The sequence below is a fragment of the Thainema salinarum CENA647 genome (genome assembly GCF_057732415.1).
This window is the reverse complement of sequence record NZ_JBYJZJ010000022.1, coordinates 3,168,715-3,192,942: the sequence shown is the minus strand read 5'-3', so window position 1 is coordinate 3,192,942 and position 24,228 is coordinate 3,168,715. Positions and strand designations below refer to the sequence as shown.

Here is a 24,228-nt window from a genome sequence, read left to right as displayed (position 1 = left end):
CAGTAAGTACTACAGCACAGGTCAGGCTGATTCCGTAAATTTAGCAACTATTGATACAATCTGATCAAAATATAACTCCCCAAAAAGGCCATTATTTAGCCAAAAATATCAAGTTGCTCCGTTGGATCAGACACCTTTTGAGATTTGGATTTACCGTTTGGATTGTTTGAATTGCTGTGGCCTTTACGCAGTCCAACAGCAATTTTGCTGTGCTTCTCAATCTGCGTCATTACCTGCTTTGCTCGCTGAATTACCGAGCTAGGTAAACCCGCTAAACGCCCAGCCTCAATCCCATAGGAGCGATCGGCTCCACCTGGCTGTACTCGGTGCAAAAAGATAATTTGATCCGGCATTTCTTTCACCGTCACCTGATAGTTAGCCACGTTTTCAAGAATAGAAGCTAGCTCATTCAGCTCATGATAGTGGGTCGCGAAAATTGTCCGCGATCGCAGCGCAATCGCTAAATGTTCTGCCACTGCCCAGGCAATGGACAGCCCATCAAACGTTGCTGTTCCTCGACCAATTTCATCTAGCAGCACCAGCGATCGCGGCGTGGCATGGTTCAAAATATTGGCCGTCTCATTCATCTCCACCATGAACGTAGACTGCCCTGTCGCTAGATCATCCACGGCTCCGACACGGGTGAAAATGCGATCGCAGATCCCCAACGTTGCCTCTCGCGCTGGCACAAAGCTGCCCACCTGCGCCATCAGCTGAATCAGCCCCGCCTGCCGTAGATAGCAACTCTTCCCGCTCGCATTCGGCCCCGTCAGGATAATTAGATCCGGCAACTCCTTACCCTGACTTCCTCGATTCCCTTTCTTCTGGTGCGTTTCGCTTTGCTCAACACACCCTACAGAATTACCTGGACTATTTTTCTTCTGGTGCGTTTCGTTCTGCTTAACACACCCTACGAGACTACCCATTGCGGTTGAGTTAGGCACAAAGAATCCCGACGGCAGCGATTTTTCCACCACCGGATGCCGCCCGTCCTCAATTTGAATCTCCCGCCCCTGGGTCATCACAGGCCGGCAGTAGCCTTGGTAAACGGCGACCTCTGCCAGAGCAGACAGCACATCGGCAGCGGCGACCGCTTGGGCAACTGTGCGAATGATTTCTACTTGCTCCCCAACTTCAGCCCGAAGCTGGCTGAAAATCTCGTATTCCAGCTTATTAATGTCGTCCCGCAGGTGAAAAACGCGCGACTCCCGCTCCTTCAGTTCCGGCGTAATGTAGCGCTCCTCATTGGTCAGCGTCTGCTTGCGAATGTAGTCCTCTGGAGCCTGATCCGCCTTGGAACGCGAGAGACTGAGGTAGTAACCAAAGGTTTTATTGAAGCCCACTTTCAGGGTGGAAATGCCCGTGCGCTGCCGCTCCGTGACCTCCAAATTGGCGATCCACTGCTGGTCATCGGCAATCTGGTGCCGCAAATGATCCAACTGCTCATTCACGCCATCGCGGATAATGTTGCCATCGGAGAGGGACAGCGGCGGAAATTCAACTAAGTGCGATCGCAGTTTATGCCCCAGTTCTTCTAGACTCTGCGGCACCTGCTGTAAGCGCTTCAGGTAAGGCGACTCGGTTTCGGCTACCAGTCCGGCCAGCTCCGGCAATCGGGCAAAGGAATCCGCCATCGCCACCAGATCGCGAGCATTAGCCGTTCCTGATCCGGCCCGACCTGCTAACCGTTCTAGGTCATAAATTTGCTTCAGCAGCTTTTGCAGCATTTGGCGCAGAGCGCCCTTTGCCACTAGCTCCTGGATAGTATCCTGGCGGGCGGTAATTCCTTTTAGATCCAGCAGCGGCTGTAGCAGCCAGCGCCGTAAAGCCCGTCCCCCCATTGCGGTTTGGGTTTGATCCAGCGCCCAGAGTAGCGAACCGTGAAATGTGCCATCCCGACAGGTCTGAGTAATCTCCAAATTGCGGCGCGACTGGTGATCCAGCACGAGGTACTGGGTTGTCGTGTAGGTAGAGAGCAAGTGCAGCGGCACCTGTCCACCTTTCTGGGTATCTTCGATATATTCCAGCAGTCCGCCAGCGGCTCGCACGGCCAAAGGTAAATGCTCGCAGCCCAGTCCCTCCAGAGATTTCAGCCGGAAGGTTTCCAATAAGCGCTGACGGGCTTCACTTTGGATAAAGGGCGACTGCGATCGCAACGTATAGCAAAACTGATGTGGCAAGCAGTCCGGCAGATGATCGGATCGCTCGCCGGGGCGCAGCAGTCCGGTAATATCCGGCGCGTTGACGGGCACTAACACCTCGGCAGGCTGAAGCCGCATTAGCTCTTGGGTAAGCTGCTCTAGCTCTTTTGCTTGAGTAGTAAGGAATTCCCCCGTCGAAATATCGGCATAGGCTAGACCCCAGCTATTGCCAGCGATTACGACCGCAGCCAGGAAATTATTGCGCCGCGCCGACAGCATCCCTTCTTCCAGCACCGTACCGGGCGTGATCACGCGGATTACGGCCCGCTCGACCAGGCGACCCTGAGCTTCTGCCGCGTCTTCAACCTGATCACAAACCGCGACCGCATAGCCCTTTTCCACCAAAATCCGGCAGTAGCGATCCAGCGCATGATGGGGAATTCCCGCCATCGGCACCCGTCCGACAGTTTTGCCACCGTCCTTACTGGTTAGTACCAGCTCTAGCTCCCGCGAAACTGCGATCGCATCTTGAAAAAAGGTCTCGAAAAAGTCGCCCACCCGATAGAGCAGCAGCGCATGAGGATACTGATCCTTCATCTCCGCAAAGTGGCTCATCATCGGCGTGAGTTCATCGCGGTTCACTTGCCGATAGTCAGCATAGCGAACCTCGCGTTTGACAAGCTGTTCCGGCAGGCCGTAATTCGATTCAGCAGTTGGGGCAGTATCGCTCATTGATGGCTTCAGGCAGGCACCTATACGATAGTGATTCTTTAGTCCTCAAAAACTGGTGATTTGGGGTTGGGCGACCCAACCCCAAATCACCAATTCTTCACCTATGGTACGAGGCAGAACGTCGTCTGTGGTGGATGTAACGGGGATTTTCAGATTTAGGCTGTTTGCTTCAGCAGGTCAGAATCCAGCTACCAGCCCCAGCTACCAGCGCCACCTTTGAAGGGGCCAACAATGTCAGACGTAATCCAGCCGCCGTAGAAATCGCCCGCTTGAGACTGCACTTGCTCACCATCGACGTAGCAGGCGTCCATCCGACTCGGGTACACGGCGATGTAGTCCTTGATGCCCGCAAACTGTGGCGTGGGCGATGGGTAGTACCAGGCCGCATTTTCCGCCCGCTTATCCCCTACTTCAATCGTGTAGTAGCTGGCGGCTCCCTTCCATTCGCAGAACGTGGAGCGCGGAGTGGGCTTGAAATACTCCATTTGCACATCTTCCGGCGGCAGATAATATACCGGCGGATGACTGGTTTCGAGTACCCGCTTGGCGCGTCGCGTATCTGCGATCGCAACTCCGTTAAACTCAACGCGAATGTGCTTATTGGAATCTTCTAAACGAGGCGGACGGGGATAATCCCAAACCGACTCTTGACCGGGGCCAGGTTCAATCCGAGCAGGATGCATAGCTGATTTTATATTCGTAACGCTTCAGTACCCTATCTTAAAACTTGTCCCCAGGCTTCGCTTGCATGAAATTGGTCTGAGCCTGCATTTTGACCGTTTGCTGAACTCCAGATTGTAACTACAACAACCAAAGTAACCGTTAACCATCAACCATCAACCATCAACAACAAACAATCCAGACACACAAACAAAGCTTCCTTTTTCCCTACTCCCTCTCTCCCCTGCTCCCTTTCCCCCCTGCCCTTCTCCCTCACCCAAAAACGCAGACATCAACCATCCAGTCCCACCAAAGATTGAGCTAGCATAAACACTAGCCGAGATTAATTATTATGGTGGACTCTCCGGACTACTATCAGGTTCTGCAACTCAGACGCCACGCAACGCCAACGGAAATCCGACGGGCGTTTCATCGGTTAGCGCGTCAGTATCATCCCGACCTGCATCCCGATAATCCCAATGCAGAAGCCAAGTTCAAGCAAATTTGTGAAGCCTATGAAGTGCTGAGCGATCCAGCCCGTCGCCAACAGTACGACCAGCGGTATGGCCCACAGGCAAGGTCAGCATCTCCTAATATATCGGCCAAGGCAGCGGAGAGCGATCGCAACCCCGTCCATCGTCGCTATCGCCAGTGCCTCGATAAGGTGGCCGAGCATGACTATCAAACGGCGCTGCAAAGCTTGAGTGAACTGATCGAGGATGCGCCGGATTTTGTCGATGCTTACCTGACGCGCTTCCAGGTTCGCTATGAGCTGCATGACGATCGCGGCATTTTGTCCGACTTCCACCAGCTGAAGCAAATTGCGCCCAATCAAGCTGAAGCGTTTTACTATCTCGGCCTAGCCCGCTATCGGTTGGGCTACACCCAGTTTGCGATCGAAGCCTACAGTCAGGCAATTATTCATCATCGTCAATACGCACAAGCCTACTATCGGCGCGGGTTAGCTCATCAGGATTTGCAGGAAGACGAAGAAGCGATTCTCGATTTTCAGGCCGCTGTCACCCTTTTCAGCGCCCAGAAGAATCAGCTCAACTCTGATCTAGCGCAGGTTGCTCTCAATACGCTGCGGGCAAAATCGGCTAGCGCTTCAGCCCAATCGGGTAAGTCAGGCAAAGTAAAAGCAAAATCTCGGTTCCGCCGAGCAGCGCGCCCAGAGCCATCATCGCCGCCCGTCGTCACCAATCGCTTTCTGCAACTTCTATTCAGCAGTTGGTATACCGCTAGTCGCTATTTATTCAATCCTGGCGGTGGCTTGCTACCTGCCTATGCCCGCCTGAACTCGGCTCAGGCTCGCTGTGTCAGTCTCTTTCTAACTGCGATCGCATGTGTCAGCTTTGCCCTCAGCGTTTATGTCGGCAGCGACTCTTCCTGGATGCTGCTGCTCCGGCTTTACCTGGTCAGTAGCGGTACGTTTCTTATCTTAGTTGCGCTCAATGGGCTAGTGCGGCTCACAACCCGCAGCCGCATCAACAGCTCCGTTGACGTTTTTATCGCGAGTACCACCATCCTGCCGCTTGGGTTACTCGCTCCGCTGGGTGCGATCGCAACTCAACTTGATTTCAGCCTGTTTTTGGTTGTTGCCGCGTTCGCTGCTTGCCTGGTGATTTTGACTCTCTACCACGGCTACACTCAAATTCTCAACCTGACTGAACAAACCGCAACCCTTACGGTTCCCCTCGTTTTACTCTTGAGCGGTTGGGGAGCGAACTGGCTGAGCAAGCTACTGCTAGTCTGATACATTGCGGATTATTACGGTTTAGCCCTTAAGTTTCAAGTATCCTTAAGTTTGATGGCAGCCGCTTCGCTAACTGGCCTAACCTAGAAGTGTAAGCACCCACCCGGAGAGTAACGATGGATAAGACACTGCTGTCTCTCCTCATTTTAGCGGCACTGCTCATTAGCGCATTAGTTCCGACGACTGTGGTTCACCTTGGTTCCATCGTGGCCTTGGCGCTCCTTGTGACTCGTGGCTCCTGGGCAATCTTACAAGCTTTTACTATTCGTGAACAGCGGGTTCCCGAAACCATCGATCTGTACGATTAAATCAGTTTTTGATCACGTCTGTTTGATTAAAGTTAGGTTCTGATCGTCTGAATTACGGCTATAGATTGGATAGATTGGGCTGAATTGGGCTTCAAATAAGAAGGCGCACCGCGTCTTCTTATTTTTCTATGAGTGAAAACCCATTGGGCAAATTGAACCAGCGCATCGACTAAACTGGTAGGCATCTCGCCTTTCATTTGCTCATCACTATGACCCAGCCGTCACCGAAACCCAGTTTAGAAGAACGTTTAACCGATGCAGTTTTCAAGCTAGTTGTTGCTGGAAGTGGTGGCTATGCACTCTACAACCTGTATTTAGAAGACATCCCGAAAGCGGCAATTTCTGGGCTAGTTGCGTTTGGCTTTGGTTTGGCAACCAATTTCGGCCAAGGATTGATGAATGCCTTGAGTAGCAGGATGAAACAGCGGGGTGAAGCTTCAGGCAAATTTATTGATCAGCAAATCGATGAAACCGTTGATAAGACGCTGACTCGGTTAACGGGGTTCCATCGACAGTATTTAGAAGCGCTAAAAACTCACTGTCACAATCTTAGGGTGGAAGGCTATAAAGGGCGTTTGCCGCGACTGGTCTTGGAAGAAGTGTATGTGCCGCTGCGGGTTCATTCGGGGACGACGCGCAGTGTTTCGCTGCAGCGTGGCAGTTTAGCCATTTGGGATTTGCTGCCCAAGATTCATCATGCCGATCAACAATTTCCAGAACGATTGCTGGCAGTGATTGCCGATCCGGGCTATGGCAAGACAACGCTGATGCGGTTTTTGACGCTGAGTTTTTCCAACCAGTCGTATCTGCAGCACACTGCTAAAGAACTGATTCCAATTCTGCTGCTGTTTCGGGAGTTCTATCCGCGTATTCAGTCGGTCACCCAGCCAACGCTATCGCAGTTGATTGTAGACGAGGTGCAAAAGTTACCCCGCTGCACGGAATTGCGTACATCTGAGCCGTGGTTTCGAGATCAGCTCATGCAGGGTAAGTGCTTGGTGATGCTGGATGGGCTAGATGAAGTACCGGAAGCTCAGCGGGAACAGGTGAGCCAGTGGGCAAATTGGCAAATGCAGAATTATCCCAGCCAGTTTATTCTCACGTCGCGTCCGCATGGCTATAACAGCGACCTGTTTGAAGGGATGCAGCGGATTGACATTTTGGATTTCAACAATGATCAGAAGCGCCAGTTTATTCATCAGTGGTATCGCTTTATCACGTGGGAGTTTACGTGGAGACGACATCTAGAAGACAGTCGCGCTAAACCTGACCCCAAAAAGCATCTCTCAGCAGAACAGGTGAGGGCCGAAAGTGATGCAGAAGCTAAGGCAGCAGCAGAAAATCTCAATCGTCAACTGTTTGCAGATCGCAGTTTAATTGATCTGGCGAAAAATCCGCTGCTGATTACGATTATTGCGGCCACCCATGAGGCGAGTGCACAGTTACCGAAGCGGCGGGTGCATCTTTATCGAGAGATTTTTAAGCTGCTGCTGGAATATCGCCCCAATCGCCGGGAGACACGGCTGACGATTCCCAATGCGGAAGATAATCAACTGATTTTGCAGAAGTTGGCGCTGGAACTAACGGAGGCTGGGAAGACGCAGTTTTCGCCGCAGCAGGGGGCGGATTGGATTGCACAGCGCTTAGCTGATGTGTATCCCAAAGAGGAGTTTACAGCTAAGCAGTTTTTGCAGGAAATTCAGCAGGTTTCGGGTTTGTTGGCTGGTGGTGAGGGCTATCTGTATGAGTTCACCCACAAGACGTTTCAGGAATATTTGACGGCAGTGGAATTGAGCGATACCAAATGGGGATATCGCAAGATCATGGAGCAGTTTGGTAATAAAAATTGGGAAGAGGTTGTTTACTTCTTTGCAGCGTTGGATAATCCGACGCTGTTCATAGAGAAAGCACTACGGAATCCAACCAATCGTTACATGCTGGAATTGGCACAGCAACTAGCGAACGAAAGTGCTGTGGTAAGTACTGAATTAAAACAGCAATTACTAGATACGTTGCAGTGGCAAGAACCAGAATCAGCAGAAATCCGCTTAGAGCAAAGATTCCGGAACTTAATAGCTTTAAGTGAAACGATAAAAATTTCAGAATATATTACATGGGACGAGTATCGACTATTTTTAGCGAGTCAACACAATGAACAGTTCCACTCTCAGGCAACAATGTATGCCATTCGTACTATTCAGGGAGTTGATCCAGTTGTAGATATAAGTTGGGAAGATGCGCAGTGGTTTTGTGCGTGGTTGTCTACGCAGTCGCATCTAGCACCAGATGATGGGGTGTATAATTACCGATTACCAACGGTTGAAGAATCAGAGGAATCAGCAAAATTGCCACATCCCGTAGGGGCGAATGGCCATTCGCCCCTACCCGACCCCAAAATAACCCGGCAACCATGGACAACCGACCCCAATCGACCCGGCAATGCTCTGCGTGTTGTGCGGCAGCGGATTCCAGATCGATATCGGGAGCTGGTGAATTATTTAGCTAGCGGCAGTTGGAAAGAAGCCGATCAGGAAACCGATACGCTGATGCTGCAGGCGATTGGAGAAGAAGCAGTACAACGGGGTTATCTAGAACTAGAGGAAATTCGTAACTTTCCCTGTGAGGATCTGCTGCTGATTGACCAACTGTGGTTAAAATTCAGTGGTGGTAAATTTGGCTTCAGTGTTCAGAAGCAAATTTGGGTACAAGTGGGAGGAAAGCTGGACTTTGGGGAGGATGAAGATGCGGCAAGAGAGGCGTATCGCAAGATGTGCGATCGCAACGGGTGGCGAGTAGCCGAGGAATACGTTCAATACTCTGATGTGACTTTCGATACATCAGCACCCGGAGGACACCTCCCTCGTTTGCGCATCAGAGGCCAGGGGGGCCGAGGGCGGGGGAGGTTGGGAATTTTGTTTTCTCTTCTCTCGCATAGGTAACGAGACTTGTAAACTTTAGCAGATAAAGGCTTCAGTCCGATCCAAAAGATTTATTTCCGGCTGTTTTATCACGCTAAAATAAGTGTTTCAGTCAACCGTTACCTGGCACCCGTCACCTCGCCAGCACAAATTGCTGCGCGACCGTCTCAATTTCATGCAGCTGCATCTGCCAATTTTTTCTAATCGATAAAATAAAAAGACTGGGAAATGCTTCTCAGTCTTTTCGTGAAATTAACGAATTCTCATCAATCTATTAGTAATCCGTTTCTTCTTCGTATTCAACCACTCGCTTACGTTCCAAGTTAACTGGCGGTCGATCCGAGGGATTGGATTCCGGCGTTTTCGCCTCGCCCCATACGTCCTCCGTCACGTCTTGATAATCCGATTGAGCCGGAGTTGCAGGCTCATCATCCCAGTTGCTTTCTTCCTCGTCCCAGTTACTCGCTTCATTCTGGGGCGGATAATATTCCGGCTCAGCCGTATAAACGGGTTCCGGTTCCGGATAGCTTGGCGGTGGTGGCTCCATCTGCTGGCGACGCTGCATCGGTTCCGGCTGCGGTTCCCAGCGTGGCATCGGCTCAGCATATTCCCGCTCCCGCTCCATCCGAATTGGCGGCGCTTCCCGCATCGGCGGTGCTGGCGTTTTCAAACCTGTCCCCAACTGATTTGCGGGCGGCGTTGGCATCATATAGTCGCCCATGTCATCACGCTCCCAGGGCGGAGCGCTAATGCCTAGTCGTTCCAGAATGCCGACCGTAAGCTGCACCATCTTGTCTTCAGCGCCCTCGAATACGATTAGGCGATCAGGGCCGCTGCTGACGACTTGATCCACGGGTAGCTCATAGGTGCTGACTACCTGATCCGGAATTTGGGGATAGCCAACCGAAGCGATAATCAGCGTTTGCAGCTCTCCGGTGGCCACATCAAACTTGAAACCTCGTACTCGGCCAAGGGGTTCTCCATTTTCAGTAATCACCTCGCAGTTGATCAAGGTATTATAAACCTCGACCACCATCGGGTCTTCCAGAATCAGGTCGTCGTCTACTAAAATTACGTCCCCGATTTGGCGGATTTCGCTGAGGGGCATAATCTGCATCGCGTTAGATAACACACCCGACAGCATGTTCTCTCGGAGGCCCAGAGCAACTACCTCTTTGCGATCAATATCTACCCAGATCTGACTCACGATGCCCAGACGTTTGGCTCCGTCTCGGGTAACAACCTGAGTGCCCAATAAATCAGCGCGGTAGCGAATATATTCTGATGCCATGTCCGAGTCCTAACCTCGAAATTAATCCTCTAAGTCCGTAGCTGGCTCAAAACTGGGGAAACGCTCCGACGAGGTATATCCCTCCGGCTTTGAGCAGTAAGATCTTGTTACCTATAATTCCACAATTTTACAGAACTACACAGAAGCTTTCTCTTGCTGAAGGCTAATTCCCAAAACTTGGGTGTATGCCCCGCGAGCTTGAGTGACGCCAATTGTGCGTTCTGACGATTCAATCATGGGTCGCCGCAGGCTGACAACAATAAATTGCGCTTGTTGAGCCTGGTGCTTGATCATTTTAGCTAATCGCTCTACGTTTGCCCCATCCAAGAACATATCTACTTCGTCAAACGAATAAAACGGTGACGGACGGTAGCGCTGCAGCGCAAAGATAAAGCTGAGTGCCGTGAGTGACTTTTCGCCCCCGGACATGGAAGCCAATCGGCGGACGGGCTTGCCTTTGGGATGGGCAATCAGGTTCAAGCCACCGCTAAACGGATCTTCTGGATTTTCCAGATCCAAATTACCGTCACCATCGGACAGTTCAGCAAAGATCGCCTGGAAGTTAGTATTCACAGCATCAAAGGCTTCCCGGAAGGCTTGACGGCGTAGGGTAGTGAAGTTTTCCACCCGCAGTAACAGCTCCGTCCGTTCCTCTTCCAGCGTGGTCAGCTTTTGGCTCAGGTCTTCCAGGCGGGCTTGGGTACGGTCATACTCTTCCAAGGCCAGCATGTTGACGGGTTCCATTGCCTCCAATCGCCGCTGCAGCGATCGCAGTTCTTTCTGTAGTTCTTCCAAGGTTAAATCTTCAGGAATCTCCGGTAGCGGTTCGGGCAGTTCTGCCCGCTGAGCCGCTAGCTGTTCCACCAGTTCCGCCAGTTCCTGCTGGCGCTGCTGCTGGGATTCCGCTAGTTTTTCCTGCTGCCACTGGAGCTGCTGCTGCTGGGTTTGCTGATCCCGCAGTTGCCGCTCCTTCTGATCCCGCACCGCTTTTTCGGAAGCCAGGGTTTTGTCTAATTCTGCGATCGCACGCTTTGTTTCATCAATCCGCGCCTGGAGCTGCTGTTGCTGCTGGGTCAGCTCAGTGGCTTGGGTAATCTGCTGAGTCTGTTGAGCGCGAATTGCTTGAATCTGGGCTTGGCCCTGCTGGATTTTTTCCTGGAGGCGCTGGGTTTGATTTTCTAGATCTTGCGATCGCTGTTCAGCACTCCGTACAGCCAATTGGCGATTGCTCAGTTCGGTTTCCAACTGCCGCACTGCCGCTTGAATCTGCTGCCACTCGCTGTGGGTTTGCGACTGTTCCAAATCAGCTAGCACCTGGCGCTGCTGTTGGAGGTCAGTTTCCAATGCAGGCAAGTTTGCCTCTAGCTGCTGGAGTCGCTCCTGCGCCTGAGTTTGCTCCTGGGTAAACTGAGCCAGTTGAGCCTGACCTTGGCCTTGCTGCTCGGTTAACTGCTGAATTTGGGTATCGAACTGCTGCACTTGCAGTTCCAGTTCACGGTGGGTTTGGCGCGCTTCCGTGATGCCCTGGCTGTATTGCTTAACCGCTGCCGCCGCCTTGTGAATCGCGTTTTCGCAGCGGATCAGGATTTTATCGATGACCGCCAGTCGCTCCCGTAGCTGCATCGCTTCCTCGGATTCGCCCGCTTCCACGCGGCCAAAATGCAGCGTTCCCTGACGAGCGTTGATGCTGCCGCCCGTCATTGCGCCGCTGGTTTCCAGTAGTTCCCCGTCCAAGGTCACAATCCGATAGCTGCCCAGATTGCGCCGCGCTTCGGCGATGGATTCAAACACCACCGTGCCGCCAAATACATAGGCAAAGACCTCCTGATAGCGGTCGTCGCACTCAATTAAGTTCTGGGCATAGTCAATAAAACCCTCGGGACGCTGCCATGCCGCCACTTCTTGAAATCGAGGTGGGCGAATTTTGTTCAGGGGCAAAAATGTGGCTCGACCCGCTCGCTTTTGCTTCAGTAGCTCAATCGCCGCTGCTGCCACACCATCATCTTCCACCACCAGATGGCCCAGTCGTCCCCCAGCCGCAATTTCCAGCGCCAGTTGATAACGCGGATCAACCCGACCCAGTTGCGCCACTAGCCCACAGATTCCCGGCAGCCCCGTCTCCAAAATTACATTGGTGGCACGAGTACCCTGGCTTTCTTGCATGGCCTGAGTTTGCGCTTCCAGCTTATCCAACTGTCGCTGCTTGTCCCGCTGCTCCTGGATCAGGCGCGTCTGGGTTTCTTGCTGCACCTGGAGTTCCTGCTCAGCGGCAGCGAGAGCCTGAGCCAAGCCCTGCACCGTATTTTGCGCTCCACCAAGCTGATTGTCCTGAATCTGCTTGCGCTGGCCTTCCTTGACGCTCAGGGTCTGAGCCAGTAAGCCTAAACTCTCGGTCTGCTCCTGAATTTTGATCTGAAGCTGATTGGTACGTTCCTGCAATCGCGCCTGCTCTGTTCGCTGCGGCTCAATTGTGCTGAGCAACGACTCAATCCGGTGGCGTAGGTGAGTTTGTTCTTGTACCCATGCTTCTGAAGTGGCTGCGATCTCACTTACGGCTTCCCGCCGCTGCTCTAGCTGCTGCTGCACCTGGTCGCGCTCAGCCTGGGCCGCTAGCCGCTGCTGTTCAACCTGGCGCTGTTCCTGGCCAATCCGCTCAATCTGCTGGGTATGCTCTTGAATCTCCTGCTGCGTCTTGGCCAGTTGCTCTGTCAGCTCTTGCTGCTTGGTTTTCCCCTCCTGCTCCTGCCGCTGAAGCTGGCGCAGTTCCGCCTCACGAGTTGCCAGGGCGGACTGGAGCGCCAAATGCTCATCTTCACCCAGCGCTTTGACGCGGACATTGAGCTGTTCCAATTCCGCACTAGTTGCTTGAATCGTGGCCGACAGCGCCGCAAGCTGCTCCGCTAGTTCATTTAATGTTTTACGGCCAGCTTCTAGCTCTCTCTGAATCCGCTGTTCCCGTTTTTGCTGCTGCTGCCACTCCAGCACGCCTTCCCACTGAGCTTTTTCTTGCAGTTTCGCTCTTAGCTTTTGATATTTCTCGGCTTTAATTCGGTCTTGGGCCAAGCGATCGCGCTGGGCAATCAGCTCTTGTTCGACGATGCGGAACCGCTCTTCGCGTTCTTTAACCTGATCGAGTTTGGAACGCGCCTGGTCAATTTTGCGATCGAATGCCGCCACCCCGGCTAGCTCATCGATAATCGTGCGTCGCTCACGGGGATTCATCGAAATGATGCTGGTGACATCCCCCTGGAGAACAATGTTGTAGCCTTCTGGATAAATGCGGAATCGCTGAAGCTGCTCATGCAGTTCCGTCATCGTACAGGGTTCGCCGTTGATGTAGTAGTTCGACGTGTACGTTCCCTGCTGCGTTACCCGCAGTCGCCGCGTTACCGTCCATTCTGCTGCGGGATCTGTAGAGCTTTCGTCGTCGGAATTGCCATTGGATTCCGAGTCAGTATCGGCTGACGCACCGTCAGCGCTGTGACCATTTTGCGAGTGGCCATTTTGATGTCCATTCTCCTGCGCCAACGATTCTGTTTCTGATTCAGCCGATTTCAATCCTTCAGCGTTACCTTGATCACGTTCCAGCGCTTCAATATCCCGCAGCGCATCAATTTCGTCGCTAATATCAAATGTAACCGTCACGCTCGCTTCCACTGTGGAACGGCTACGGCTTTGATTTTGGTTGACCAAATCCGGCAGACGTTCCGCCCGCATCCCCTTCGAGCTAGACAAGCCCAACGCGAACAGCAGCGCGTCCAAAATATTTGATTTTCCTGACCCATTTGGGCCAGAAATCACTGTAAACCCAGGCAAAAACGGCACTGACGTTTTGCCGCCAAAGGATTTAAAGTTGCAGAGTTCGACACGCTTAACATGCACGAGGGGGCAGCACCTCTCCGCTCAATAAAGTACAAATATACCACCCAGTTTAACGGGTGACTCATATTTTATTCACAAATCCCCAAAAACTCCGATAAATTGGTCAAAACACATTAAGTAACGTAAAAAGAGGAGCAAGGGAGTGGGGAAGATGGGGAGCTAAGGGAGTAAGAGGTTATATAGTCGTAGCCATTTCAATTGCGACATGATTGAATGTTGAAACGTTATTTAGAGTTTCGAATGTTTTAGCCCATATAGTTACGGCTGTACTTTGCTGCAAACACTTTCCCTCGACTCCCTTTACCCTTTAACAACCCTCTACAGCCCCTTACAGCCTCTACATTCAATACCCCATCAACTGTGCCGCCTCATTAAAAAAGCTCCGCGCTAATCCCCACGTCACCAAGATTGCCGTCAATAAGTCCGCAAAGGTCAGCATGAACAGAATTAAAAGCTGATACAGCGCCGCATCCATTGGGTCAGCTCCACCCAGAATTTGCCCCGTGATAATGCCAGGTAGCTTGACAATGCCGACGATCATCATGGCGTTGATTGTGGGAATCAGTCCGGCTCGTATCGCCTCGCGGCGATATTGCGCGATCGCAACTTGAGGTGCGGCCCCCAAGCTCAAATGCGTCTCGATTTCCAGCCGATTATTGCGCAGGGTGCTAAATAGTCGCTCACCTGCGATCGCAGCTCCATTCATGGCGTTACCGAGGACAATTCCGGCTAAGGGAATAAAGTACTGCGGTTCGTACCAGGTATCAGGGCGCAGCACCGTCAGATTGGTGTAGGCCAGCGTTAACGCCGTTGCCGCCAATAGTGAACCCCAAATCATCGGCAAAAAGCGGGGAATCTTCTTGCTGATCCGGTTACGAGTGACCAAGGCCGCTACTGACAACATCACCAGCACGACCAGAATGACCGCAACTGGGTTCCGCCACGCAAAAACAACCGCCAGCACGTATCCCACGGCCAAAAGCTGCGCAGTGGCCCGTACGGTAGCAATGATCAGATCCTTCTCCAGCTCTAGCCGCTGCCAAAGGGAAAGGCCAACTGCGATCGCAATTAAGCCAACGGCCCAGGTTAACCGCACAGCATCCAATTCAATTAGCACAATTCTGTTCCTAATGTTGTTTCAAATCAGTTTTGATGGTTATGTGCTACTCTTCGGGCGGCACATCAACCATCAAAGCCCATTAAAACAAAGCTGACAGACTACCAGTCGAGTTTCTCGTTTTAAGATTTTGCCCTAAAAACAGTGAGAACAGGATACACCGGCATCCTGCTCTCACTGCGCTTTCGCATCTTCACTGGTTCCTTCATCTTCATAGGATGTCGAATTCGGTTCAGGCGGTTCATCTGGGGCGCTTTCAGATCCATTTTGGGCTGGCAGTGATGAGTGTTCTAGCTTGAGTTCTAGGCCTAACGCCTCATATTTTTCGCGGAGTACGGCTTCTAGGCGGCGAATTTCCTCTTTCTCTTTCTTCAGATTTTCTTCTAACTGCTGAATCTGATCCCGTCGCGCCTCTGTTTCCAGAACCCGCCGACCAATCTCTTGGCTCTGCAACGTAAGAGATTGACGCCACTGTTCCGCGCGCTCAATTTCTTCCTGTAGCTGCTCTGGCGTAATGCCAATAGTTAAATACTCACCAAGTGTCTGCACGATCCAATCGGTTGCATCCCGCAGATTGCTGACTTTATCATCGTCAAGATCCAGGAGAACCAGATTGCCTTCATGTAGCGCATTTGCATCTGCTGCGGAGCAAGTTTCAGCGGGTTCCACTATTTCCCATGCATATTTGGATCGCTGACGAGCCAGCAATAACAGCTCTGCTTTGCCCAGCAAAGTTTTTCGTTGTATGCGAGCCAAATGCAGCATTGACAATAATCAAACCAAACGTTAGGGGAACCTAGAGAGAATATACTCTTCAACCATTGAACAGACAATGTTAAGCCGTATTAAGCTTTGGTAAACCTGTTCCTTGTGCAGACAAAGCTAGAACATATTAAGTTGAAAATCTGAGATTGGCATTATTCTCTAGACAACTTTTTTATTTTCAGCCTATTTAATCCTGTTCTGCTGGCGACTTGCCACTATTTTTCCCATTACGCAGGAAAAAGTCGCGATCCGAAAATTATGTGTCTTTGTTAAGGCTAAATCAAAAATCCAAATTAACTGTCATGGCTCACTCATGACACACAAGCATCATTACGATATACCTACTGCGACCTAATTAAGCGACACCCTTGGCAGTCAGACTACGGTATGACAACCAAAACGCGATTCTACCTAAATACGGGTCTTAGCGATTGATTCGTGTTCCGACTCAACTTCCAAACCAACAATCAACCGACCGATATATAACCGTCGCCACGTTGGTCGAGACATCTATGAAATCCAACATTTGAACGTTTTCAGAGTTTTCCAACGCCCTAATCAATGTGACTACTACTGCCACACGATTCTGATTTCCGTGAAAGGCTCCCAGCACAGCCCTCCACGGAAATCAGAGAAACAATCATTCGAAATTCCCGGCTTGGATTCCGAACTGCATCCAGATAACAGCCTATAGACGCGCTAGTCGATCGCGGAGAATCTCAGCTTGCTTTTCAGCTTCAGCTAATGCGTCCCGTGCACCCTGCACCACCTGTTCAGGAGCCTTTTCAACGAAGCTGGCATTGCCTAACCGTCCGGATAGGGACTTGATCTCTGATTCAATTTTACCGAGATCTTTCTCTAGCTTGCCACGCAGAATCGAAACATCGACCACACCGGATAGTGGAATCAGCACCTGTACAGTACCGACAACGCCCGCAATCGTTTGCTGCTGGGGCGCGTCGTCAGCAGATTCTAAAATCTCCAACGTTTCGACTTTGGCCAAATCCTGAATGTAGGTTTCAGTTGCTGCGAGGATGTCGCGTTCGTGGTTGCGATCGCTCTGTAAAACGGCTTTCACTTTGACTGAGGGTTTAATCCCCGCTTCGGCTCGCAGATTTCGCAGCACTCGCACTGCACCGATCAGCAGCTCAAACTGTTCTTCCAATTTTGGATCAACCCAGTCGGCTTTGACCTCTGGATAGGAGGCCAGAGACAGAAACTCGGCTTCATCTTCCACTTGATTGAGCGTGTGCCAAATCTCTTCCGTAATGTGCGGCATGAAAGGATGCAGCAGCTTGAGAATGCCGTCCAGGACAAATCCCAGGGTTTGCCGAGCCGCCTGCTTCGTGGCCACATTGTCGCCGAACAGTCGTGACTTGACCAGTTCAATGTACCAGTCGCAGAAGTCGCCCCAGGTAAAGTCGTACAGTTCCTTGGCTGCTTCGCCCATGCCGTAGGCATCCATGTAGCGGCGGACAGTATGAACCGTTTGGAAATAGCGCGACAAAATCCAGCGATCGCTCAGTTCTAGTGCCTCTGGATGAGCCGTCGGATCGCCAAGCTGAGTGGGTGGTTTGCCCTCCAAGTTCATCATCACGAATCGAGCCGCATTCCACAGCTTGTTCGTAAAGTTACGCGAGGCTTCTACTGAAACGGACTCATCTTTCTCACGGTCATACTCCAAACGAACATCCTGTCCGGCTCCCGCTACTTCGCGAATCAGGGTATAGCGCAGCGCATCGGTACCGTACTTGTTGATCAGCAGCAGGGGATCGATGCCGTTGCCCTTGGACTTAGACATCTTCTGGTTGTTCTCATCCCGCACCAGACCGTGAATGTAGACCGTTTCAAACGGCATTTTGCCCGTAAAGTGTCCAGCCATCAGCGTCATCCGGGCCACCCAGAAAAAAATAATGTCGAAACCCGTAACCAGTGTGGTAGTGGGATAGTAGGTTGCTAAGTCCTTCGTCTGCTTTGGCCAGCCCATCGTCGAGAACGGCCACAGCCCCGAGGAGAACCAGGTATCGAGTACATCTGGATCTTGCTCTAGCTGTACATCAGCCCCAAATTTGGCCTCGGCCTGTTTACGGGCATCGGTTTCGTTCATCGCTACGATAAACGGTGTGCTATCGGTAATTTCGCCGCCTGTTTCACTTACGGCATACCAGGCCGGAATCTGATGTCCCCACCAGAGCTGGCGAGAAATACACCAGTCGCGCAGATTCATCAGCCAGTCGCGGTAAACCTTCGTCCAGCGCTCCGGCACGAAGGCAGGTGAGTGCTGATCTTCCAAGAATTGCAGCGCCCGACTTGCCAAGGGTTCAATTTTGACGAACCACTGGGTTGAGAGTAGCGGTTCAACCGGAACCTTACCGCGATCGCTATAGGGAACCGAGTGGCTGTAGTCCTCAATGCGAACCAAGAAACCCTCAGCGTCCAGCCGCTTCACGACGTTCTTCCGCGCTTCAAACCGATCTTGGCCCTGAAAATCTCCCGCATTCTCATTCAGGGTGCCGTCCTTATTCATGATCGTGATCATGGGCAGGTTGTGGCGCTTACCCATCTCGAAGTCGTTTGGGTCGTGGGCTGGAGTGACCTTGACGCAGCCGGAGCCAAATTTCGGATCAACATACTCATCGCCAATCACCGGAATCTCGCGGTTCATAATCGGTAGGCGCAGAGTTTTGCCGATCAGGTGCTTATAGCGCTCATCCTTGGGATTGACCGCAACTGCCGTATCGCCCAGCATCGTCTCCGGTCGCGTCGTCGCTACTTCCACGTAGCTAGAGCCATCGGTGAAGGGATAGCGGAAATGCCATAGATGGCCCTGCACTTCCTTGTTTTCTACTTCTAAATCGGACACTGCCGACTGGCTGGCGGGGCACCAGTTGACCATGTAGTTGCCGCGATAGATTAGCCCCTCGTCATAGAGCTGATTAAATGCAGTCAGAACCGCCTCCGATAGCCCCTCGTCCATCGTGAAGCGTTCCCGCGTCCAGTCCACCGACACGCCCAGCTTACGGAGCTGATTCACAATGGTGCCGCCGGATTCTTCTTTCCATTCCCAAGCCCGCTGCAAATAAGCATCGCGTCCGACCTCTTCACGGGTTTTGCCCTGCGATCGCAGTTCGTTATCCAAAATTGTACTTACCGCAATGCTGGCGTGGTCAGTACCCGGCAGCCAGAGAGTGTTGCGGCCCTTCATGCGGAAATAGCGCACAATCGTATCGATCAGCGCATTCTCGAAGGCGTGGCCCATGTGCAGGCTACCCGTCACGTTCGGTGGCGGAATCACCACGCAAAACGGCTCACCGGGCGCATCCGGATCGGCTTTGAAGACTTCACGGTCTTCCCAATAGCGCTGCCATTTGGCTTCGGTTTCAAAGGGATCGTACTGGCTGGGCAGGTTGGGAATGGTCGCAGTCATAGAACGTTCGCAGAACAGTTAGTTAATAAAGATTAGCAATCAATTCAAACATCTATAACGTTATCGGAAATCGGCCAGAAAGCCCACGTCTGTTTGAGGAAGTAAAGCGTGAGGAGTGAGAAGTTTTAAGTTTTGAGTTTTAAGTTTTGAGTGCTGAGAACTGAGTGGTAAGAATACGCTTTACTCCTCACTCCCTCTATAGCCGAATGGCACTGACATAAGAGAGCAAAAAAGGCTTCAAGCGCCTGATTTGTCAGAATCAAACCGTTGAAGCCCATAACCTTGCCTCTATGATGCCGAATCGTGCGGACGTTCTCAAGGCCAACTATCAGAGCAGCATCGGTCTACCCTTTGCTGAGATGCTGCCGGAAGCAGAGATTGAAACTGTGCTGAGCGAGCAGGGAATCCGATATCGACAAGTCCTCTACACTCCCATGGTCGTCCTGTGGAGTTGGCTCTCCCAAGTGCTGGATGCCGACAGCAGTCTCAGCCATGCAGTCAAGCGAGTGGTGACCTGGATGAGCGTGTCGGGATTGGAGGTGCCCTCAGCCGATACCGGGGGCTATAGTAAAGCACGAAAACGCCTTCCCGAGTCGATATTTCCGCCCCTGTTCGAGCGGGTGGTGAGGGCGTTGCAGCGCCAAGTCTCCCCAGAGCAACGCTGGTGTGGCCGTCCGGTTAAAGCCTTTGATGCGACGACGGTCTTGATGAGTGACACGCAGGCCAACCAAGCCGAGTATCCTCAACACAGCAATCAGAAAGAGGGCTGCGGCTTTCCGATTCTCAAACTCCAAGTGTGGTTTTGTGTCACCACGGGAGCGGTTATGGCCGTGGCGATGGCTCCGTTGCGGGTGAGTGAATGGCGTCTAGCCCGCCAACTCTATCAGAAACTGCGCCCCGAGGATGTGGTGGTGGCCGATTCAGCCTATGGCACCTATGTAGATTTGGCCTGGGTCGCCCGGATGGGAGCCGATGCTGTCTTTCGCAAGCATCATCAGCGCCGCTGCGATTTCAGACGGGGCAAAAAACTGGGCATTGGCGATCACATCGTCCGCTGGCAGCGCCCGAAGCAATGCCCTCAAGCCCTCAAGCCGCAGGAGTTCGAGGCTCTGGCGGCATCCATTGAGGTGCGGGAAGTGTATCTCTTCATTCAGGTTCCTGGGTTTCGCCCGACCAACTTTGTGGTGGTAACGACGCTACTCGATCCCAACCGCTATCCCAAAGCTAAACTTGCCGAACTCTATCAGCTCCGCTGGCAGGCCGCCGAAGTTAATCTCCGGCATCTCAAAACCACCTTAGCCATGGAGATGATTGCTGCCAAAACACCCACCATGGTGAGCAAAAGTATTTGGGTGCATCTGTTGGCCTACAATCTGCTTCGCACCCTGATGTGGGAGGCGACAGCCGACGGCGAGGTCGGGGTGTTGCGAGTCTCTCTACAAGGTGCTCGGCAACAGTTCAATCACTTCCGGCCTGAGTTGCTGCATCTAGCTCCATCCGAACGACGGCGAGGCTACCAGGCCTTGTTAAACGTGGTGCGAGAGTTGGTGATTCCGTTTCGACCCAACCGTTCAGAACCCCGAGTTGTAAAGCGCCGTCCCAAACCGTTCCCAAGAATGCAGGAACCTCGCTCCGTCTTGAAAGCCAGGTTGCTAGCTTGATACAGCTTATGTCAGTGCCATTCCTCTATAGCCCTCTACAGCCCCCCTTCCAAATAATCGACCCCACCGCTTCAAATCTCCGCAAAAAACGTTCCATAGGCTGGCAGCTTTACTGTGTCACCTGCAACTTCAGCAGCAGGTTCTCGGATGTGAAATACACGCTTCAAAGGGACACCATGCAGTTCATACTGGGCTGAGCGATCGCTAATGTTGAAAATACACAGCAGGCTTTGTTCCGCATAGCCCCGCTCAAAGGCGAGTAGTGGTTCCTCCGCTTCCAGCAGATTGAGCTGACCAGCTTCTAAAGCGGGTTGATCCTTGCGCCAATGCAGGAATTTACGCCAGGTATTCAGGATGGAATGGGGATCGCGGTGCTGACGATCAACGGCGCGATCGCAGTGGTGATCCGGTACTGGTAACCACGGCTCACCCGTCGTAAAGCCAGCATGGGGCGCGTCCGCTGTCCAAGGCATCGGCGTCCGGGAACCGTCTCGTCCCACGACATCTGGATAAAGCGCTTTACCAAAGGGATCACGGATTTGCTCAGGGGAAATATCTTCTGGAATCTGCGCCACTTTTAGCCCCAGTTCATCACCCTGATAGAGACAGAAGGCACCGGGTAAAGACAGCAGCAGCGCTGCCATCAGGTGGTAGAGCTCCTCTGGGTAGGGATTACCGTTGGCGTCTTTGCTTGTCCACTGCGATCGCAACCGACCGTAGTCATGATTACCGACAATCCAGCAGGCTCCTCCGGTATCGAAATGCTCCACAACTCGCTGTAGGACGTCGTGCATGAGCGTTGCTGTCATTGGTTGATTAACCAACAGCCCGCTGTGGTAGGCCATGTGGAGCCGATCTTTGCCGTCTACATATTGGCTGGCCAACTGGATGGAGTCTTCGCACAGCGTCACTTCTCCCAGCGTCATCACACCCGGATATTGATCCACCAACTCCCGAATCGGCTTGAGCAGATCCAAGGTTTCCTGACGGTTGAAGCTGTTACACAAAATCTGATCGGCGAGCGGATTATCAGGCGGCACACCATCGGGGGGAGAATCTTTTTCAGGCCGAGTTGGATTATCTCGCAGTTGTTCGTCGTGCAAAAAGTAATTGACGGCGTCAATTCGCAATCCGTCAATTCCAGCATCTAGCCAAAATTTTGCCCGCTCCAAAATTGCATCCACCACGTCAGGATTATTCCAATTCAAGTCAGGCTGACTGGCTAAAAAATTGAAAAAGTAGTATTGTTCACGCTGCGGTTCCCATTGCCAAGCGCTTTTGCCGATGAATGACGACAGCCAGTTATTGGGCGGCGAACCATCCGGTTTCGGATCGGCCCAAACGTACCAGTCTGCTTTGGGATTATCTCGGCTCTGGCGGCTTTCTTGAAACCACGGGTGCTGGTCGGAGGTATGATTCCAGACCTGATCGAGAATCACCTTTAGCTTCATGCCGTGGGCAATTTCTAAAAGCTGCTGAAATTGATCCATCGTGCCAAACGCTGAGCCGACGCACTGCATGTCGGTAATGTCATACCCCAAGTCGTCCATCGGGGATTCACAGATTGGCGTTAGCCAAATGGCGTCAACATTGAGGCTGGCAACGTAGTTCAGTTTTTCGATGATGCCGTTCAGATCGCCTTTGCCGCTGCCCGTTGTATCAAAAAAGCACCAGGGCGAAATCTGATAAATAATTGCGTTTTGCCACCACTCGCCATCGTGAACCGCGTGGTTCGCATCTTCCCACTGCCACGCTCGTCGGTTAATAGTAGCGCTACGCCACCATGCTTTGTTTTTTGACTGCATATTCTCTTACTACCAGTTCTACACGTTAGCGCTAAGGGTGTGTTCAGTGCTGAGTCTGAGGATTAACCCAATCAAATCAAGCGCTAAGTAGACTCGCTATGAAGTCTGGATCATCGTGTAGTAAAGAGAGCTAGTTCACACTATTCATGTGATATAAATTGCGATCGCACTTAGTCTCTCTATAGTTAGAAACCAGTTAAGAACCACAACTTACAGCCGTTTTCGAATTGCATCCAATAATAAATGCCCAAAAAACTAAACAAAAAAGGGCTATGACACGCATAGCCCCCGCTTGTTCTGGAAAGAAACGGTTTTTGAATTTGAGGATTGATGGGAACTGCTCGCTTACAGCTTTACGCCAGGAATCTTATTCAGCCGAGCTGCAATCTTTTGGGACAGCTCAGCATAGCTGGTTTCACCTGTGAGGACTTGACCCATGCGCTTGGTGGCAGCGGGACGCTTCAAGCCGACTTTGTAAGCGATTCCGGGCACCTTGTAGAATAGGCCAGAGATTTTCTTGGCGGTGTCTAAATTGCTGCCCCACTCACTGTTGAGGGTTTGCGTATAGCCTTCCAGAGCACCGCTATTTCCGGCCAGTGCTGCATCAATCGCTTCAGCCGCTTTCACACCGCTAAACATGGCCGGACGGATGCCTTCACCGGAGAGCGGATCAACCAGGGCGGCAGCTTCTCCAGCCAGCAGTGCGTTTTGGGTGTGTAACGGTCGCTGTTCTTGCCAAAATGCGATCGGGTGACGATGAAGTTCGCCTGATTCTAATCCTAAAAAGGCAGCATAGTCTGTCAGTGGCTTTTGATAGTCGCTGGGCGCTTTGCCCCGGAAAGCGCAGGCCGAAACGGAGTAGCCATCTGCTTTTGGGAAAGCCCATAGGTTGCCGCTTTTCACCAAACCAATATCGAAATGAGCGGTGGATGAACTTGCGCCTTTAATTTCCAGTACCTCTGCGTCTGTCGGTTCGGGCAGGTTGAACCCGAGCCACTTCGCCATCGGCCCTTTGGCCCCGTCTGCTGCGATCAGGTATTTCCCTTCTACGACGCCGTTCGAGGTAGTAACTTGCCAGCGGTCGGTGCTGAAGGAAATCCCAACTACTTCAGTGCGATCGCGCAGTTCTGCTCCCTTGGCTTGAGCCTGCTGTACGAGAAAATGATCAAACTTATCTCGCTCAACCATCCACATCGGTTCTGCGGTCGTCAATTGAGCTTCAATGGGATCTTTACGCTGCCAGGTGTAGCGCACCTGATCCACCGTGCAGGAGATAACCGGACTGAAATCGAAATCAAACCACTGAGCGACAACAGGTGAAACACCGCCGCTGCAAGGTTTGTATCGGGGTAGTGCAGCTCGTTCTACTAGTAAAACTGAATGACCTTTTTTCGCCAGATGATAAGCGGCTGATCCACCAGCAGGGCCTGCGCCTACGATAATACAGTCAAACATAGGGGGAGCTTCTCTCACGGGATAAAGGACAGATACAGCGACAGATAGCGCATGTGCTTGTCACAAAGTAACCAAAGCAGAACCGAAAATTGCAGCTGAACTGGAGAAATTCATCGAGTTTTCATTTGTTTGGAAGGAGACAAACAAATTCTTTGAGATACGCTCATATCTTGTACCGTACCAAATTTGTTTTATAGCGATAGCTATATTGGTTAGAACGCGCGGCATCGCCGCGCTACAACAACGTCCGTGTCCCAGCTTAGCTGGCTACAGCTACATCACAATGAACTTCAGTGTATACAGTACACAA

General features: G+C 52.0%; 13 protein-coding genes. 4 read left to right on the top strand and 9 right to left on the bottom strand.

What is annotated here, in order from left to right; genetic code table 11:
- Nucleotides 1–95: 95 nt before the first annotated feature.
- Nucleotides 96–2,873, bottom strand: a complete 2,778-nt coding sequence (gene mutS / locus AC286M_RS20800; RefSeq protein ID WP_488206215.1) for a DNA mismatch repair protein MutS — start codon at nt 2,871–2,873, stop codon at nt 96–98.
- A 188-nt stretch (nt 2,874–3,061) separates the two neighbouring features.
- Complete coding sequence (locus AC286M_RS20795; protein WP_488206214.1) at nt 3,062–3,556, bottom strand: DUF427 domain-containing protein; 495 nt, start codon at nt 3,554–3,556, stop codon at nt 3,062–3,064.
- Nucleotides 3,557–3,885: 329 nt separating this feature from the next.
- Here AC286M_RS20795 and AC286M_RS20790 point away from each other — a divergent pair, with 329 nt between their 5' ends.
- The 3 genes from AC286M_RS20790 (at nt 3,886) to AC286M_RS20780 (ending at nt 8,536) form a co-directional block, all read left to right on the top strand.
- A complete protein-coding gene (locus AC286M_RS20790; protein WP_488206213.1) occupies nt 3,886–5,289 on the top strand; it encodes a J domain-containing protein in 1,404 nt (467 codons plus the stop codon).
- A 116-nt stretch (nt 5,290–5,405) separates the two neighbouring features.
- The gene (locus AC286M_RS20785) at nt 5,406–5,597 is read left to right on the top strand and encodes a hypothetical protein (RefSeq protein WP_488206212.1); all 192 of its coding nucleotides are present in this window, start codon (nt 5,406–5,408) and stop codon (nt 5,595–5,597) included.
- 209 nt (nt 5,598–5,806) lie between these two features.
- Nucleotides 5,807–8,536: a GUN4 domain-containing protein gene (locus AC286M_RS20780; protein ID WP_488206211.1), complete on the top strand. Its 2,730-nt coding sequence runs from the start codon at nt 5,807–5,809 to the stop codon at nt 8,534–8,536.
- A gap of 253 nt (nt 8,537–8,789) precedes the next feature.
- Here the strand turns inward: AC286M_RS20780 and AC286M_RS20775 are convergent, their stop codons facing one another.
- The 5 genes from AC286M_RS20775 to AC286M_RS20755 all read right to left on the bottom strand — a co-directional run bounded on the left by AC286M_RS20775 (nt 8,790) and on the right by AC286M_RS20755 (nt 18,997).
- The gene (locus AC286M_RS20775; protein WP_488206210.1) at nt 8,790–9,806 is read right to left on the bottom strand and encodes a PRC-barrel domain-containing protein; all 1,017 of its coding nucleotides are present in this window, start codon (nt 9,804–9,806) and stop codon (nt 8,790–8,792) included.
- Between the two features lie 135 nt (nt 9,807–9,941).
- A complete protein-coding gene (gene smc / locus AC286M_RS20770) occupies nt 9,942–13,688 on the bottom strand; it encodes a chromosome segregation protein SMC (protein ID WP_488206209.1) in 3,747 nt (1,248 codons plus the stop codon).
- A gap of 343 nt (nt 13,689–14,031) precedes the next feature.
- Nucleotides 14,032–14,805 (bottom strand): ABC transporter permease, encoded by a 774-nt coding sequence (locus AC286M_RS20765; protein WP_488206208.1) that lies wholly within the window; start codon nt 14,803–14,805, stop codon nt 14,032–14,034.
- A 174-nt stretch (nt 14,806–14,979) separates the two neighbouring features.
- Nucleotides 14,980–15,570, bottom strand: coding sequence for an HmpF-related protein (locus AC286M_RS20760; RefSeq protein ID WP_488206207.1), 591 nt, complete (start codon nt 15,568–15,570; stop codon nt 14,980–14,982).
- A gap of 688 nt (nt 15,571–16,258) precedes the next feature.
- On the bottom strand, nt 16,259–18,997 hold the full coding sequence (locus AC286M_RS20755; RefSeq protein ID WP_488206206.1) for a valine--tRNA ligase: 2,739 nt from the start codon (nt 18,995–18,997) through the stop codon (nt 16,259–16,261).
- 245 nt (nt 18,998–19,242) lie between these two features.
- Here AC286M_RS20755 and AC286M_RS20750 point away from each other — a divergent pair, with 245 nt between their 5' ends.
- Nucleotides 19,243–20,658 (top strand): IS4 family transposase, encoded by a 1,416-nt coding sequence (locus tag AC286M_RS20750; protein WP_488203605.1) that lies wholly within the window; start codon nt 19,243–19,245, stop codon nt 20,656–20,658.
- A gap of 71 nt (nt 20,659–20,729) precedes the next feature.
- Here the strand turns inward: AC286M_RS20750 and AC286M_RS20745 are convergent, their stop codons facing one another.
- Together AC286M_RS20745 and AC286M_RS20740 are read right to left on the bottom strand one after the other, a co-directional pair.
- Complete coding sequence (locus AC286M_RS20745; RefSeq protein WP_488206205.1) at nt 20,730–22,463, bottom strand: alpha-glucosidase; 1,734 nt, start codon at nt 22,461–22,463, stop codon at nt 20,730–20,732.
- Between the two features lie 345 nt (nt 22,464–22,808).
- Complete coding sequence (locus AC286M_RS20740; RefSeq protein WP_488206204.1) at nt 22,809–23,918, bottom strand: geranylgeranyl reductase family protein; 1,110 nt, start codon at nt 23,916–23,918, stop codon at nt 22,809–22,811.
- Nucleotides 23,919–24,228 lie beyond the last annotated feature (310 nt).

Excerpts from the sequence above, each read along its gene's own strand:
- mutS (WP_488206215.1), bottom strand. The coding sequence starts at position 2,873 with ATGAGCGATACTGCCCCAACTGCTGAATCGAATTACGGCCTGCCGGAA.
- AC286M_RS20795 (WP_488206214.1), bottom strand. The coding sequence starts at position 3,556 with ATGCATCCTGCTCGGATTGAACCTGGCCCCGGTCAAGAGTCGGTTTGG.
- AC286M_RS20790 (WP_488206213.1), top strand. The coding sequence starts at position 3,886 with ATGGTGGACTCTCCGGACTACTATCAGGTTCTGCAACTCAGACGCCAC.
- AC286M_RS20785 (WP_488206212.1), top strand. The coding sequence starts at position 5,406 with ATGGATAAGACACTGCTGTCTCTCCTCATTTTAGCGGCACTGCTCATT.
- AC286M_RS20780 (WP_488206211.1), top strand. The coding sequence starts at position 5,807 with ATGACCCAGCCGTCACCGAAACCCAGTTTAGAAGAACGTTTAACCGAT.
- AC286M_RS20775 (WP_488206210.1), bottom strand. The coding sequence starts at position 9,806 with ATGGCATCAGAATATATTCGCTACCGCGCTGATTTATTGGGCACTCAG.
- AC286M_RS20760 (WP_488206207.1), bottom strand. The coding sequence starts at position 15,570 with ATGCTGCATTTGGCTCGCATACAACGAAAAACTTTGCTGGGCAAAGCA.
- AC286M_RS20755 (WP_488206206.1), bottom strand. The coding sequence starts at position 18,997 with ATGACTGCGACCATTCCCAACCTGCCCAGCCAGTACGATCCCTTTGAA.
- AC286M_RS20745 (WP_488206205.1), bottom strand. The coding sequence starts at position 22,463 with ATGCAGTCAAAAAACAAAGCATGGTGGCGTAGCGCTACTATTAACCGA.
- AC286M_RS20740 (WP_488206204.1), bottom strand. The coding sequence starts at position 23,918 with ATGTTTGACTGTATTATCGTAGGCGCAGGCCCTGCTGGTGGATCAGCC.